The 14403-nt window shown below is 51.1% G+C and carries 18 protein-coding genes; 1 reads left to right on the top strand and 17 read right to left on the bottom strand.

Annotated features, from left to right (window positions below):
• Positions 1–678: 678 nt before the first annotated feature.
• The 11 genes from DNH61_RS12845 to DNH61_RS26400 all read right to left on the bottom strand — a co-directional run bounded on the left by DNH61_RS12845 (position 679) and on the right by DNH61_RS26400 (position 9308).
• Entirely contained in the window at positions 679–1386 is a 708-nt protein-coding gene (locus DNH61_RS12845; protein WP_146241011.1) for a hypothetical protein, read from the bottom strand.
• 964 nt (positions 1387–2350) lie between these two features.
• Entirely contained in the window at positions 2351–2746 is a 396-nt protein-coding gene (locus tag DNH61_RS12835; protein WP_111147047.1) for a hypothetical protein, read from the bottom strand.
• Positions 2747–2994: 248 nt separating this feature from the next.
• Entirely contained in the window at positions 2995–3855 is an 861-nt protein-coding gene (locus DNH61_RS12830) for an inositol monophosphatase family protein (RefSeq protein WP_181438695.1), read from the bottom strand.
• A gap of 31 nt (positions 3856–3886) precedes the next feature.
• The gene (locus tag DNH61_RS12825; protein WP_111147045.1) at positions 3887–4132 is read right to left on the bottom strand and encodes a hypothetical protein; all 246 of its coding nucleotides are present in this window, start codon (positions 4130–4132) and stop codon (positions 3887–3889) included.
• 163 nt (positions 4133–4295) lie between these two features.
• Complete coding sequence (locus DNH61_RS12820; protein WP_111147044.1) at positions 4296–4787, bottom strand: MBL fold metallo-hydrolase; 492 nt, start codon at positions 4785–4787, stop codon at positions 4296–4298.
• Positions 4784–5857, bottom strand: coding sequence for an ABC transporter ATP-binding protein (locus tag DNH61_RS12815; protein WP_111147043.1), 1074 nt, complete (start codon positions 5855–5857; stop codon positions 4784–4786). The genes DNH61_RS12820 and DNH61_RS12815 overlap by 4 nt, the downstream gene beginning before the upstream one ends.
• Position 5858: 1 nt before the next feature.
• A complete protein-coding gene (locus DNH61_RS12810) occupies positions 5859–6713 on the bottom strand; it encodes an ABC transporter permease (protein ID WP_111147042.1) in 855 nt (284 codons plus the stop codon).
• A complete protein-coding gene (locus tag DNH61_RS12805) occupies positions 6710–7585 on the bottom strand; it encodes an ABC transporter permease (RefSeq protein ID WP_111147041.1) in 876 nt (291 codons plus the stop codon). Before DNH61_RS12805 ends, DNH61_RS12810 begins: the two co-directional genes overlap by 4 nt.
• A gap of 25 nt (positions 7586–7610) precedes the next feature.
• Positions 7611–8846, bottom strand: coding sequence for an extracellular solute-binding protein (locus DNH61_RS12800; protein ID WP_111147040.1), 1236 nt, complete (start codon positions 8844–8846; stop codon positions 7611–7613).
• Positions 8847–8914: 68 nt separating this feature from the next.
• The gene (locus tag DNH61_RS12795) at positions 8915–9154 is read right to left on the bottom strand and encodes a hypothetical protein (protein ID WP_111147039.1); all 240 of its coding nucleotides are present in this window, start codon (positions 9152–9154) and stop codon (positions 8915–8917) included.
• Entirely contained in the window at positions 9141–9308 is a 168-nt protein-coding gene (locus tag DNH61_RS26400; protein WP_181438694.1) for a hypothetical protein, read from the bottom strand. Before DNH61_RS26400 ends, DNH61_RS12795 begins: the two co-directional genes overlap by 14 nt.
• Positions 9309–9510: 202 nt before the next feature.
• Here DNH61_RS26400 and DNH61_RS12785 point away from each other — a divergent pair, with 202 nt between their 5' ends.
• A complete protein-coding gene (locus DNH61_RS12785) occupies positions 9511–10107 on the top strand; it encodes a TetR/AcrR family transcriptional regulator (RefSeq protein WP_111147037.1) in 597 nt (198 codons plus the stop codon).
• A gap of 53 nt (positions 10108–10160) precedes the next feature.
• Here the strand turns inward: DNH61_RS12785 and DNH61_RS12780 are convergent, their stop codons facing one another.
• From DNH61_RS12780 to DNH61_RS12755, 6 genes are all read right to left on the bottom strand, one after another.
• A complete protein-coding gene (locus DNH61_RS12780; RefSeq protein WP_111147036.1) occupies positions 10161–10874 on the bottom strand; it encodes a GntR family transcriptional regulator in 714 nt (237 codons plus the stop codon).
• 88 nt (positions 10875–10962) lie between these two features.
• Positions 10963–11511, bottom strand: coding sequence for a CBO0543 family protein (locus DNH61_RS12775; RefSeq protein WP_181438693.1), 549 nt, complete (start codon positions 11509–11511; stop codon positions 10963–10965).
• Positions 11508–12005 (bottom strand): CBO0543 family protein, encoded by a 498-nt coding sequence (locus DNH61_RS12770; protein ID WP_111147035.1) that lies wholly within the window; start codon positions 12003–12005, stop codon positions 11508–11510. The genes DNH61_RS12775 and DNH61_RS12770 overlap by 4 nt, the downstream gene beginning before the upstream one ends.
• Positions 12006–12199: 194 nt before the next feature.
• Positions 12200–13057, bottom strand: a complete 858-nt coding sequence (locus tag DNH61_RS12765) for a sugar phosphate isomerase/epimerase family protein (RefSeq protein ID WP_111147034.1) — start codon at positions 13055–13057, stop codon at positions 12200–12202.
• Positions 13058–13103: 46 nt separating this feature from the next.
• The gene (locus tag DNH61_RS12760) at positions 13104–14108 is read right to left on the bottom strand and encodes a DUF6005 family protein (protein ID WP_111147033.1); all 1005 of its coding nucleotides are present in this window, start codon (positions 14106–14108) and stop codon (positions 13104–13106) included.
• Between the two features lie 10 nt (positions 14109–14118).
• Positions 14119–14400 carry a phosphopantetheine-binding protein gene (locus DNH61_RS12755; RefSeq protein WP_425452246.1) on the bottom strand — a complete coding sequence of 94 codons (282 nt, stop codon included), beginning with the start codon at positions 14398–14400 and terminating at the stop codon, positions 14119–14121.
• Positions 14401–14403: the final 3 nt, after the last annotated feature.

Genomic DNA, 14403 nt, shown 5'->3' with positions numbered 1-14403 from the left:
CTATAGAAGACAAAACATTTGTTTTTGTAAGATAAACATTCTGACCAATTGGAAATAAGAGCTTTGGAAAGATGAAATGTGAAATATATATAATTCCTATAAAAACAATACTAACATGAAATTTCTTTGTTATCTGAGTGATGATTATTTGTATAAGTGAAATGGTATAGGTCCCAATAATTTGCACACATATTATGTTTACGATAATCTGATAGATCGAATAAGTCCTACTACCACTTAGTTCCATCATACTATTCAACGGGAATTTTAATGCAACCATTCCAAATAGGCCAACATTATAAGTAATAAAATATATAACAACAAATATTAGAATGCTAAGAAAATGCGAGAAATAATACTCATATTTGTTATTAAGACGAATTAGGTAATGTTGTGCTTTAGCTCCCATATTGCGTAACAGATAGAGCTCCAAAAACACACTAAACATCAAGTAGGGAAAGATACTAACAAGCAATTGCATAATAGCAACTTTGTATTCTGGGTATCCCCCGTAATTGAAGATCACCGCATCCAGGAGTCCAAAATTATCGAACGTTTTGGAAAATAGCAAGTAGATCATACTTATAGTAAGCGGCCAAACAATAAAGATAAACAACTGGCGGTAAGATTGTTCGAGATGATAAGATAAGACAATTCGGATAATATTTCGAACAGTAATTAATAATCAGCCTCCTTAACCAACCACATTGAAACACTAATAAATGCCAAGACAATCACTGAAAGGGGAAGATTTGATTGAGCAAGAAACCATGTCAAGTTGTAGCTGCTTTCATAGTGAAACACATATAAGTTGCTTATATCAATCGAACGTAAAATCGGCACGTTTCCAATTTTCATGACAATGTTTAAAGCCAAGTAAGTAACAACAACTACTATACTAATGGTATGGCTTCTGCGTCTAGTTATACATTGAAGACTAATATATAGTGCGCTGATGAACAACAAACCAATAAAAAACCTAACAGCAAATAATAGCACCGCTTGTTTAGGTAACAAATTTAAGTAGAATAACGTGTACATGTCATTACCGTCCAATGTATACTCGCTCCAAGCATCACCATTTCCCCATATACCTGCTACCTGCATACTGACTCCATACGTTGCACATGTATAAACAATACTCCACAATAAAACTGCAACAAACTTGGCAAAGAGCCAGTTTCTCTTTAGACGTAATGAAGGAAGAATATATTGCATAATTGGTCCATCATTAACTATATCCATTACAATAACAATATAAACAGGAATTAGAAAAAGATAGTGGAAATAGTGATTGCCGTAAGTAAAAAAGAAACGATTCCAACCATTGGCACTTGAAGGGTAAGAATTTATACACATCATTAAAATTGGGACAACAGCCGACAATACAAGGAGAGACCACGTCCTAAAACTCCTAACAATTATCTTGTTTAAAAAAAGTATATATCGTCGAATTATTACGCTATCCATATTTATTTACCATTCTATAATTAATATAGTATAAAGATATCCCCAAGACTAACAGCCCAATTATAGCCAGCGAAAAGTCACCCAAACTATAGTTAGTACTGCTCATAAAGTTATACAGATTGGTCAACGCATATCTGTTCATTGTTTCATTGTTTGAAATGATGATGTCATATGTTAAATAACAGCCGAATGGAATAACGTATGCCAATATGGTTTTTGTAAAAAATGAACTTATACCATAAGCAAAGCCCGCGAAAGCAAATCCAATTAAGAAATGGACACCAAAAATGAATAATATATAGAGGTCGGGAGTTTCGGTAAACAGATTACTATATAGACCTTCGGGATGGAAAGTGAATGGTTCAAGAACTTTATTTCTCGCTAACAGAGTGAGAAATATATAGTACACAAGCTCGGGTAAAAGCAAAGCTATGCCTCCGGCTAGGCAGTTTACCAGGAATTTGATAACTCGATACTTCCTCTCTCCCACTCTAATTATCTGTAAGTAATGATACTTGCTATTTTTTTCTTGAATATAAGATGCTGTGAAAGGAAGCACAGCTGCGAATATAAAGATAGTTTGCATATAGATATAACTCTGTGTCCAAATATGATATTTGTTTTTCCCAAACTCATGGATTTTCTCGAGCCCTTGGTCACTCAAATCCGTGGCATCTGAATCAATAAACACGCTGGTAGAGAGCAGAGTATTGTAGGCCGATAAATACAGTAAACAAAGAGATACAAGAATCACAGACAGCATTCGAATATTCATTAATGCCCTGCGAAGTTCGCTTAATAACATAGGATCACCTGAAGGCTATATTTTTAATGAACATTCCCCGCCGCATCATAAATGCAGCGGGGAATGCTTGCGGGATTAATAAGAATCAGGATTCCAAGCCCCTGTAACATTATAAGTATTATACCAACTTCCATCATCTGTGTAAGCTTTTAGTCGGTATTTTTTGTTAATTGCCATTCCGTAATTTTCAAATACATGCGTACCGGAAGTCTTCGTAGTGAAGACATCTGTCCTTTGTTCATCCTCAGAATTAACAACCAAAAAGTTCATACGCACTTTAGACTCTACAGAGGAGACTTTAACCACCGGTGATTCATCTGTTGTAAACTTATACGCTTCACTAGAGTGGGCAGCACCATGCCATAATCCAGTATTCATGTCAAATTTGAATTTGTAGTTATAAGCGTAAGCGGCGGAACTCCCCAATACAGCAAGTGCTACAACTCCTAAAGCAATTGTCTTTTTGAGCATAGCTGTACAGCACCTCCTTTCCTCATAATTGAGGTAGTGATTTATGATTTTAATCTACATACAAATCATTCAGTATGTAAAAAAAACCAACAACCTCATATAAAAGGATACATTTTACAAAAAATAGGTACAGTTTCTAAGTTACCATTTTTATGGGTAATTTTTCCTATTATATAAATCATCGTTCTGGAATTGAGTGGAGCGCATGAAGTTTCTACTCCAAAGTCGGACCCTATATATGTTAAAACTCAACTTTTAAAGGCTTTTTCCTCTTTATCCCTCCACACCACATACGACTCTTCAACATCCATAAGGAAAATGCTTGTTATCTCATCATGAGTCCATCCGTTCGTGGCCACGAGTGAATCCATCGCCAGGTGAAATGCCGCTCCGAACCGGTCCGTTACACGCCCCCCTGCTTCGGTCACAATGAGACTGCCTGCCGCTGCATCCCAAGGGTGGAGCCCCCGGTGCCAGAAGCCGGTCAAACGGCCGCAAGCAACCCAACAGAGGTCAAGGCTCGCCGCTCCGTTCATCCGCAGATTACGGCAGCTGCCCACGAAGCGTTTTATCTGTGGTAGTGCTTCGGACTCCTCATGCCAGTCACCCGCATAAAAGCCAGTCGCAAGCACAGCCTCCGACAGGCGCCGCTCCTTCTGCGACACCTGAATCCTTGCGTCATTAAGGTATGCCCCGCCGCCTTTAACCGCATGAAACAACTCATCAGTGAGCGGATTGTAGACCACACCCGCCACCGGCTGTCCGTCCTTCACTATGCCGATCGAAACCGCAAAATGGGGAATACGATGGATATAATTCGTCGTGCCGTCAATCGGGTCAATAATCCAGCCATATCCGCCGCCCCGTTGCTTAAAAGCAGTGTAAGAGTCAATGCCGCCGTCCATTTCCTCCCCCAGTATCCAGTGACCGGGGTAAACCTGCGCAAGCCTGTTGCGCAGCAGCTCCTCGCACCGACGGTCTGCCTGCGTAACCAAATCCGAATCATTCTTCTTCTGCTCGATATGGAGCTCATCATCCAGCATCTTCTTCATCAGCGTGCCCGCTTCTCTCGCCCACAGCATCGCATGCCGCAGTAGTTGTGCTTCCATACTGCTCATCCTTTGCACTTATTAAGTGTATTTATTCAGCCGCGTCGGCTGTCCGTTTCACTGCAATCTCCGTGCCGATAATAATATCTATCCCTCTATCATTCGAAGCCTGCCGGGTTAAGCCGCTCGGCACGTCACCTGTCACATACCACTGCGTCCGCCGCTCGCTGCACAGTTCGTCATAGCCAGCCCGGCTCCAATTGGTCCACGCCGAACAGTACACCTTGATCCGGTCTGTCCGAATCAGCAGGGAACCACCGGTAGATCGAGCTGTCATGATTGGACACCTCATAGAAAGACAGCAGTTCTGACTGCTCTCCTGCAATCCCCTTAATCAGCTGTTCATAAGCCGGACGCGGATCGTCTGTCCATGGATAAAGATGCTCGAATACATAGCCTCCAAGGACTTTGCCTGCCGGTTCTGCTCATCTGCATAGACGTTACACTAAGCAATCAACGTTCCTTGGCCTCTCCAGCGTGCGAATAAGCTGAAGATAGCTGTCCAGCAGTTTGTGCACCTGCCGTACAAACAGATCTTCCCTGTCCCAGCCGCTTAATGCATCAAGGGACGTTAGATCAACCGGTTCATACCGCAGCACAGCCTCTGTAATCCGCTTCGCAGCCGCCAACGGCAGCAGACCCATGAGATGATCCTCGTGCAGGTGCGTCAAGATCAGCATATCCAGCTGCTCCGCACCTTCCTGTTCCATCCATTCCAGGCCGTACTGCTTACACGGGGGCGGAGACCCGTCTTCCCCATCAATCAAGGTCAGAAGACCTGACGGCAGACCGTTACAATCGCTGTCACCCCAGCCGATATTCAGGAAGCAAACGACTGCAGACGTATTATCGCTTCCAGTCACAGTGGTCCCTGCAGATAGTGCGGCTTCGCTGGCCGCTGCGCTCTGCTTCACTTCCGGATATCCGTTCATGCCGTAACCCCGCTGATCATCCGTCCACCCGTGTCCGCTCCCTGCCCCTCCGGCTCGAACCAGTACGCCCGCTCCTCTGGCAGATGCAGGCGGTAAACGCCAGGCTCATAGGCCTCATCCGCATCCGCGAAGAAGGTTTGGCTGCCGATCCGGACCATGTGGCGGTAAGAAGAGCCAATAAACAAGTGATTGGTCACTTCGCCGGTCAGCTGCCAGCCTCCTTCCACAGACTCTGCAAGCGGATAATCGCGGGCTGAGCCAGGCGGCAGCTGCTCTGCCCTGCTTCCGATTGTCATATCGCAGGAACGGACGACCAGCCTCTTCATCTCCGCGCCGCGCCGCACATGCAGCGTATGGCTGTCGCCGAGGAAATGCGCCGTGAAATAACTGGACGGCTGATAATATACCTCCTTGGGCGTGCCGGCCTGCTCGATTCGACCTTCGTTCATCAGCACCACATAGTCGGCCATCGACAGTGCTTCCTCCTGGTCGTGAGTGACATACAGCGCCGTGATGCCGAACGACTGCTGAATGTTGCGGATCTCCACCCGCAGGCGCTGCCTAACCTTGGCATCCAGATTAGACAGCGGCTCGTCCATCAGCAGCAGATGCGGCTGAACAACCAGCGCTCTTGCCAGTGCAATCCGCTGCTGCTGGCCGCCCGAATACTGCTGCGGATGCCGCTTCTTCACATCGGCCGGGTCAATCTCCACGCGGCGGAGCACATCGGTTACGCGTAACTCAATCTCAGCGGCGGGCGTCCGGCGCAGCTTCAGCCCGTACGCAATATTATCGAACACCGACATATGCGGCCAGAGCGCATAGTTCTGGAACACCATTGTCGCCCCGCGATGCTGCGGCGGCGCATAGGTGACATCCTTGCCGCCGAAGCGGATAGCTCCGCTGTCCGGCTTGATCAGTCCGGCAAGCGTGCGCAGCAGTGTCGTCTTACCGCAGCCGCTTGGACCTACAATTGCAGTCAGCCCGCCTTCCGGCAGCGTCAAGTCAATCTGGTTAATCCCTCTCTGATTGGCATATGTCTTCGTTAACCGCTCAATGCGAATCTGCATCTTAGACCCTCCCGAATGCGCTTAGATATTCTGACTTCATGAACTTCTGCATCAGCAGCAGCAGGATAATACCCGGCAGCATCAGCAGGATCGCCGTTACTGAGGCAATCTGCATTTCGTAGCCCATCGCCGCGTTATACATGAAGACCGGCAGCGTTGTTTTGAACGGGGCGCCGATCAGCAGGCTGCCTGTGAATTCATCCAGCGAGTACAGGAACACCAGCAGAGAGGATGCGATGACACCCGGCACTGCCAGCGGCAGCGTAATCGTGAAGAACGATCTCAGCTTCGATGCCCCCAGCATAGTGGAGGCTTCCTCTACTGACGTCGGTATGGACTGAAACACGGACACCATCGTCCAGATGCAGAACACCACCGACCCTACCAGATGAATCAGAATGACGCCCGTCCAGGTTCCCACGAGATCCCAGCGGTACATCAGCACCATCGCGTTCGAGAATACAGGCAGCTGCGGGAATGCCTGCGGCAGCAGGAACAGCAGCAGCAGAATGGTCCGGCCCGGAATCCGGTAGCGGGCAAGCATATAGGACAGCGGTATGCTGATGATCAGGCAGATAACCGTCACCGCTGTCGCGATCAGGAAGCTTGATATAAGCGCATCCATCATTTTGCCTTCGAACACCTTGGACCAGTAGGAGGTTCCCCACTCCAGCGGCCACGGACTCGGCCAGTACCATTTCTCGGCGAACGACCAGATCAGCAGGCTGAGGAGCGGTCCCATGATCAGGAACAAGGCTCCCGCCATCAGGATCATCCTGAGCAGCAGCCGGCGCCAGCGTGCGCCCGTCATCATGCCGGATCCGGCCGGTTGTACAGCAGCAGTTTCCGCGTTCATGCCTTCGCCACCTTCTTCATGTAGTAAATTGCCGCCCCCATTGACACCAGGTAAGAGATGACGCCGAGTGCATTAGCCACACCATAATCCTGCTGATAGACAATCTGGTAATAGAGGTCCACCATCAGCATTTGCCTGCCGTCGGCACTGCCCATCATGGCCGGAATGGAGAAGCTCCCCATCATGGAGCTGAACGTCAGCACGGCGACAACACCGATCGAACCCTTGCCCATCGGCAGCAGAATATCTTTGATCAGTCTGAAGCTTCCCGCCCCCTGATTGCGTGCAGCTTCCAGGTAGCTGTTATCAACGCCGCGGAAGGCGCCAAGCACGAGCAGCAGCGCGAAGCCGATATTTTTCCAGACGAGTGCCAGCACCAGTCCCGCTGTAGAGAAGGCGATGGACGGCACCTGGTCCGGGTCATACAGGCCAAGCGGCATAAGCGCCGAATTCAACGTGCCGTGCGGAGCCAGAAACACCCGCATCGCATGTCCTACCACGACGAATGGAACGAAGAGCGGGATCTTAAAGAGAAACTCCACGAAGGAGGCTGTTTTCAATCGCAGCAGTCCGCCAAGCAGCACGGACAAAAGCAGCAGCAGACCCAGACTTAGGCCGCTGACCCATAAGGTGAACCACATATCGCCGGCATAGAGCCGGAATGCCTTGCCGTAGTTTGCGAGTGTATAGGCACCATCTTCGGTGCGGAAGCTTTCTGTCAATGACTGAATAAAGGGATAAACAAAGAAGATGCCCACAATGGAAACGGCTGGGGCGGCAATACCCGCCCCGGCCAGCCATTTCCATATGGACGATGGGATTTTCGCTGTTCGTTCCGTCCCGGCTGCACGTGCTGTTTGCGCGTTATTCATCCATGCACCGTCCTATATTGTTGAATTAGTTCGTTTCGTAAGCGGTCTGCAAATTCTTGAAGTAGTCGGTCAGCGGCAGTGACTGGCCCCGGCTGTTCAAGTCGTCCGCGGAGATATCGCTGAACAGCTGCTCCTTCGCTTCGGCGCTGGCCTTCTCCAGCACAACGTTCGCGTCAATGCCCGGGTACCAGGTGTTGCGGCCTACGATCACTTCCGCCTGCACCTCTGGCGAGCTCAGATAGTCCGCGTATTTCAGCGCCGCTTCCTTGTTCTTCGCATTCTTCGGAATGACGATATACATTGGCTGCCCCGGCAGACCCGGCACCGGCAGCTTCAGCTTCAGGCTCGGGTTCAGGCGGCCTTCGCTGATCCACAGCTGGAACATGTCCACCCATACCGGACCCATGTCGATCTCACCGCGGTTCAGCATGTCTAGCGTGCCGTTGTTGCCGTTGGTAATCGTCGCAGGCAGCGCCTTCAGCTCTTTCATAACCGCCGGCCATTTCTTCTCCAGCTCGGCATCATATGGACCCTCTGTCAGCTGCGTGTAGTCGCCGGTCTTGTGGTACGCATAGGCCGTTACGAAGCCCACGCCGCTCATGCCGTTCAGCACGCCGTTATAGCCGAAGCGCTTCGGGTTATCCTTGATCCACTGCTCCAGCTGGTCAAAATTGTCCGGCACCTCCGTCACCTTGTCCGGATTGTAGGCAAGCGCAATCTGGCTGTGGAACAGCGGGATAACATAGCCTTCCACGTTCGTTCCCAGGCTGTTCTTGCTGTCCGCCGATACCACATAATCCTTGTTGGCCGACATCGGCACATACTGGTCCAGCAGATCATTCTCAATCAGCGATTTCATCATGCTCTGATGCACGATCGCCACGTCGATATCCCACTCCGTCTTGCCGGCATCCTTCTGGGCCTTCAGCTTCTCGAAAATCTTCTGCGAGCCCGCATCGCCCGCTCCTGTTCCCACCACGTTAATCTCCGAGCCCGGATACAGCTCCTTGAAGCCCGGCACAATCGCTTCTTCCTGCAGCTCCGTCATATTCGTATCGCCTGCTGTCGCAATCGTAACCTTGTAGCTTGGCGCTTCCTTCTGAGGCTCATTGGCCGTGTTTGCGGCAGCTTCCACATTGGAGCCTGCGCCTGCATTACCGCCTGTGCTGCCGGCATTTCCGGCATTGTTCCCATTGCCGCAAGCGGCAAGGCTCATTGCAGCCACCAGGGTGCACAGCATTAAGGACAACCTTCTCTTCATGTTCCCATCCTCCGATTATCATAATAGCTGTCTAGACAGCTTATGGGTATGATTATCAGGTTGTTTTATTAGCGGCGTGTTATTGGCATATGAAACAATTGTAAAAAGAGACCGCCCGGGCGGTCTCTTACGGCAGTGCCCAAGCTAAGGCCAATATTGATGAGCAGAAGCACCTGGTAGTTCTGAAACAAGTCATAATTAATCCCTCCGGCCAGAGCCGCACCCACGCCCCCCAGCTGATGGAACAGCAGCAGTATGCCAGTTTGAAGCCCTATGGATTCCGTCTTCAGCGTTTCACCTGCGAGCAATATTCCGCCTTGGAAACCGGTCCAGCAAAGCGGAAAACACAAATCCGCCAACCAGCTTCAGCAACCCGAGAATACTGATCGAGGCGATGAGCATGGTATGGGCAGCATGCATCGTCTGCTGGATCGCCATCAGGTGCATCTCAACAGTCCCCATACTGAACCCGCATGTAAACAGGGCTGTAATCACAACCATCAACACAGGATTGCGCGATGGGCTTCCCCCCATTCCATCTAAAGTGTATAATCAAAAAAGGTACCAACCGGTCTCTTTATTAATCATAACACGGAGGGAATAATTTACAACTACTGAATTTGATATAATAGGCAGCATAGCACGCGATAATCAGGAGGTTTCCATGCGCAAAGGCGATAAAACACGTCAGTATATCATTACGAAGTCTGCCGAGCTCTTTAATCAAAGAGGCTATGCCGGGGCTTCCATTGCCGATATCATCGAAAAGACAGGCATTAAGAAGGGCGGTATTTACCGTCACTTTACCAATAAAGATGAACTTGCAGCCGAATCCTTCAATTATGCGGCCAGTACGGTAGGGCGGTTATTTACTGAGGCCATGGAGCAGCATCACACTGCAAAAAGCAAGCTCTTGGCATTCCTGCGCGTCTATGACAAGGTTGCAGAGCATCCCCCGTTTGTCGGCGGATGTCCGCTGCTGAATACAGCCGTAGAGAGTGATGATTCTCACCCCGTGCTGCGTTCACAAGCCGTTAAGGCGCTTGAGGATTCCCTCATCATGCTGAAGAGTGTGATCGAAGACGGAATCCGGCGCGGAGAATTCAAAGCAGGCGTAGATGCCGGTGCACTGGCAAACTTTACGCTCGCAATCCTGGAAGGCAGCATCATGATGAGCAAGCTTGAAGGCGATAACCGATATATTCTTCAGAATATAGAGAGCTTTACCGTTTATCTGGATCAATGCTGTCTAGAACCCTAAGAATACCTGCCGGGGCAGGCTTCAGCAGGATATATTAAACAAAAACGCCCCCGTCAGCGGGAGCGTCTCACCCAAAACTTAAATACATCATTGCGGTAATAATCGTATGAGAACAGTACAGGCCGGTTGTCTTCGTCAAAATGTGTCTGCTTCAGCAGCAGGACCGTCGCCTCTGGTGATACGCGGAGCTTCTTCGCATGCAGATCCTTCGCCGCAGGAACGATGACTTCACTCATCGCGCTGACCAGGCGAATGCTGCATTCCTCCTCCAGAAAGGTCATCAGCGAGCCCTGCAGCGGCCTGCGGGCGAACGCCATGCCGACGATACCGTGCGGAAGCACGTTGATGTTAAAGGATACAGGATCGTCATTCGCCTTGCGGACCCGTTCAATGACGATGACATCATCCCCTTCCTCAAGGCTCAGATTCTCCGCCCATTCCTGCTGGCACCGGTCAATCCGGACCGACTCCTGCACCTCGGTCTCCTGCAGGCCGGATGCGTGAATCATCTCGGAGGTTGAGCCCAGCTTGTCAATGGAGCTTGGAATCGAGTGCAGCGGCCGGATCACGAAGCGTCCCACTCCGTTGCGGCATCTCAGCTTGCCCTCCTGCTCCAGCTGCTTCAGTGCGGCTCGCAGCGTCTCCCGGCTCACACCGAAGGAGGCTGCCAGCTCCGGCTCGGAGGGCAGCTTCGCACCTACCGGCAGCTCGCCGGATACCATCATCCGGTCCAGCTTGTCCTTAATCAGAATATAGTTCGGGATCATCCAGCACCCGGTCCCCTTCCCCTATGCAGTTCCTGTCCTGATCTTAACAGAAAAGAGGGGCTGGAAGAAAGCCGCCGTCACAGCCATTTTACCGTCCCGGCTTGCGCTGCTCCGCCTGCTCGGAACCTATCAGCCTCTTGTATACGGTAGTATCATTTCCTCCGCCGTAGAAGAACCAGTTATGGAACCATCTGGACAGCATGAGTGTCAGGTAGAGGCTGATGAACGTCCAGTACCATTCCCAGCTGTGATACTCGATAAGGTCCGTGTACTCCTCCAGGAAAATCTCCGGTATCGTGATCGCTGCGCAGTAGGCCCCTGTGTACAGCATGCGAACGATAGCCGGCCGGCCAGCCGGGTAATAAACATTGAAATAGGCTGTCACCGTCGGATAAGCCAGATATTCAAAGAGGAAGCTTGTCTGCGTGGCCAGGTTGAATTCCCTCACCGGGTAATCCAGCCAGCCCATCTCCACCACAATCAGTCCAAGAATCCAGGTCATGAAGCCTTGGAACAGATAGACGGCGTGAGCCTGCCTGCGCCGCTCCTTAGGGATCAGGAACAGCAGAATGAAGCAGGTCACATAGACAGAAGCCAGGAACCAATGATCAAATTTCCACTCCGTAATCCAGATCATAGGTACTTCCCGCCTTTCCTGGAGGGACTTGAACCATAGAAGAACCAGATTGCATACCGGCGCATCGCATAGAATCCTGCCGCAAATACAAACCAGTTCATATACCAGTGAAAGTGCTTATAGTGGATCAGGTTCGTATAATGCTCCGCCAGCAGCGTGCATACGGTAGCAATCATCGGAACCAGGGCCATGTACGCCAGCTTCAGCATACGGCCTGCCCGTTCAGGGAAATAAAGGTTGTAGAAGACCGCGATCATAGGGAAAAACGCATAGTTAAATGTGAAATTGGTCTGCGTTGCCTCCTGAAACTCCCGCACGGGGTTCGTAAGGAGGCCAAACTCAACGAACAACAGGCTGAGCGACCAAGTAAGCATTTGGCAGGAGAAGAACACAATGAGCGACTCCCTTCTCTTGCTCCCCGGCACAAGGAAGAGGAATGAGCCAACGACAAGGGACCAGACAACAGTCAGCACAACCCGGTCAGTGGTAAACATGTGTATCCCCCTTCTTCCGTTTGCATCCACCCACTCCTTACCATGCCAAAAAACGTACGATTCATGCATAATACAGCTATTTTCCGGATGCTATTTCAAGCAAACAAAAAAACAACCGCACAGCAGGCCTTAAACAGCTGCTGTACCGTTGTATTGAGCTAACATCTGTATTCCGGACTTTGCACGTCTCCGTATTACCGTACCGGTTCTGTCTGATGCTCCGCCGCGCCGCAGATACTCTGCACCCAGGCCGATTCTGCCGCCAGCACCCTGCAAGGATCGTGGCCGAACCATTCCAGAGAACCGAACCATTCCGTATCCGCTATCCGCTGCAGGATTGGAGCATAGTCGATTGCCCCTTCACCGAGTGGCACGATGCCGTCACGGCTGGCTCCCGCCGCGTATACATGCTGAGGAAGGAAGACCTCCAGCTTATCCGCCGAGCTGATGTTCTTGAGGTGAAAGTGGCGGACCCAGGGCTCCAGCTGCCGGAACGCCGCAACCGGATCCGTCCCCGACTCCCACAGATGCAGGAAGTCGAGGTTAATGCCAAGGCTCTTATGCTCTACCTCATGGATCAGCCGGATCGTCGATGCCAGCGTATCCGCCAGGGTGCCAGGGTGGGTTTCCACAAGCAGCTCCACCCCTTTGTCCGCACACCGCTCGCTGAGTTCGCGAATCAGCCGCACACAATCGGCGCGTTCTTCGGCCGTCATCTCCATACTTGCCTTCGTTCCGGCAAAAATCCGAATCCGCCTAGCGCCGAACCAGCGAGCCATATCCGCCAGCTGGCTGCCCTTCACAAGGGCCGCCTGACGGTCCGCCGATCCGCCCATATCGATATAGTCGCTGATCATGGAGACGGCAAGGCCCGCGCTTCGCATTACATCCAGCTGCGCCAGCGCTTCCTCCCGCTCCCGTTCATACATCTGGCGCGCATGCACTCCCCACAGCTCAATGCCGTCAAACCGGTGCCGCTCCGCAAAGCGGACGATATCGCCAAACGAAATCAGTTGATGGCGAAAGGAAATCGTGCACAATGACAGCTTCAATGCCCTACACCTCGTTTCTCTGCCTATTCCTACCCAGATTATTTATCTACAACGAACCTGCCGCTGCCTCCGGCTGCACGCCGTATTTCACGCACCACTCCTGCATTAGCCGCTCAATCTCCAGCTTAAGCAGACGCTCCGTACGGTCGGCCTCGTCCAGCTTGGCAAGGATTTGCGCCAGCAGGGCGGACTGCCCGGTCATCGCCATTTTTACACATAAGAATTGAACTGACGTAAACAGCTGCACCAGATCCCGGATCGTCTGCGCCCACTGCTCGTAATGCTCCGCAGGCAGCTCCAGATGGTCGTGAAAGTACATCAGCGCATAGTCGTAGCTGTACTTGCGGATGACGATTACCTTCAAATGCTTTACCGCTGCTGTCAGCGAAGACGCAGAACCATTCCGGTCCGCCGCCGTCACGATCTCCCGCAGACGGTCTGTCAATTCGTTGGCATCCCGGTTGAACCCCGCATCGAAATAGGCTTTGATGAGCGTCGGCGAAGGCTCCTTGACAGTCTCGGCATCGATATACCAGCCGCCAGGGTCAGGATTGTTGATGAACGCTCCCATCACCTGGTTCCGTGGAACAAGACCTTCCCAGCGAAAATCCGGATCGTACATCAGCAGCTGCCCAGAATCATCGGACACCAGTTCCACAAACACGTAATGCGGGAAGGGCTTCAGATCAAACCTCGTGTCCCGGTCCGGCAGATAAAACATGTCCAGATGGGGCATTACGAAGCGGTAATCCGGCCGTTCCTCCAGCAGCTCGGACAGCCTCTCCGCACCTGCTTCCGGACTGTGCAGCGCAGCATACCAATCCACAGGACACAGGCCGAACAGCTTCTCCACCCAGAGATGGTAGAAGTCCAGACTGGCAGGGTTCGCATAATAGGTCAGATTGCCTTCCTCCGTCACATCGAACGCTGCATCCCACACATTGAAGTAGAAGGGCCGGTAATCAACCCCGCTGCGGCGCTTAACAATGTCACAGTAACAGCTGACCAGGCAGTGCACGTTGATCCTGATATCCTTCCAACCGAATCTCATTGCGTCCTCCTTAACGGACTCCCGGCCCAGACACAGGATCGGGTGCATTCATATCGTCCAGCTCTTGCATAAAATCAACCAGTGACCCGACCGTATCAAAGATGCCCGGGTCCACTTCATTCTCCGGCACCTGCAGGCCAAGCCTTGTCTCAATAAGCACAAGCAGCTGCAGCAGCATGACCGAATCCAGCCGCAAATCCTCGTTCAGCCGTAGCTCTTCACTCAGCGTACCCGCCAACGGACCGCGCTTGCTTCCGTCTGCTCCCGCCGTCTCCTCCAGACCGGCTCCCATCTC

It is taken from the genome of Paenibacillus sambharensis, assembly GCF_003233845.1.
GTDB lineage: Bacteria > Bacillota > Bacilli > Paenibacillales > Paenibacillaceae > Paenibacillus_I > Paenibacillus_I sambharensis.
This window is presented reverse-complemented; position numbering and strand designations above follow the sequence as displayed.

Coding starts and splice junctions, on each gene's coding strand:
- DNH61_RS26400 (WP_181438694.1), bottom strand. CDS start 9,308: ATGGGGACTGTTGAGATGCACCTGATGGCGATCCAGCAGACGATGCAT.
- DNH61_RS12825 (WP_111147045.1), bottom strand. CDS start 4,132: ATGACAGCTCGATCTACCGGTGGTTCCCTGCTGATTCGGACAGACCGG.
- DNH61_RS12810 (WP_111147042.1), bottom strand. CDS start 6,713: ATGAACGCGGAAACTGCTGCTGTACAACCGGCCGGATCCGGCATGATG.
- DNH61_RS12815 (WP_111147043.1), bottom strand. CDS start 5,857: ATGCAGATTCGCATTGAGCGGTTAACGAAGACATATGCCAATCAGAGA.
- DNH61_RS12835 (WP_111147047.1), bottom strand. CDS start 2,746: ATGCTCAAAAAGACAATTGCTTTAGGAGTTGTAGCACTTGCTGTATTG.
- DNH61_RS12800 (WP_111147040.1), bottom strand. CDS start 8,846: ATGAAGAGAAGGTTGTCCTTAATGCTGTGCACCCTGGTGGCTGCAATG.
- DNH61_RS12830 (WP_181438695.1), bottom strand. CDS start 3,855: ATGGAAGCACAACTACTGCGGCATGCGATGCTGTGGGCGAGAGAAGCG.
- DNH61_RS12780 (WP_111147036.1), bottom strand. CDS start 10,874: ATGATCCCGAACTATATTCTGATTAAGGACAAGCTGGACCGGATGATG.
- DNH61_RS12805 (WP_111147041.1), bottom strand. CDS start 7,585: ATGAATAACGCGCAAACAGCACGTGCAGCCGGGACGGAACGAACAGCG.
- DNH61_RS12760 (WP_111147033.1), bottom strand. CDS start 14,108: ATGAGATTCGGTTGGAAGGATATCAGGATCAACGTGCACTGCCTGGTC.
- DNH61_RS12770 (WP_111147035.1), bottom strand. CDS start 12,005: ATGTTTACCACTGACCGGGTTGTGCTGACTGTTGTCTGGTCCCTTGTC.
- DNH61_RS12755 (WP_425452246.1), bottom strand. CDS start 14,400: ATGGGAGCCGGTCTGGAGGAGACGGCGGGAGCAGACGGAAGCAAGCGC.
- DNH61_RS12820 (WP_111147044.1), bottom strand. CDS start 4,787: ATGAACGGATATCCGGAAGTGAAGCAGAGCGCAGCGGCCAGCGAAGCC.
- DNH61_RS12785 (WP_111147037.1), top strand. CDS start 9,511: ATGCGCAAAGGCGATAAAACACGTCAGTATATCATTACGAAGTCTGCC.
- DNH61_RS12775 (WP_181438693.1), bottom strand. CDS start 11,511: ATGATCTGGATTACGGAGTGGAAATTTGATCATTGGTTCCTGGCTTCT.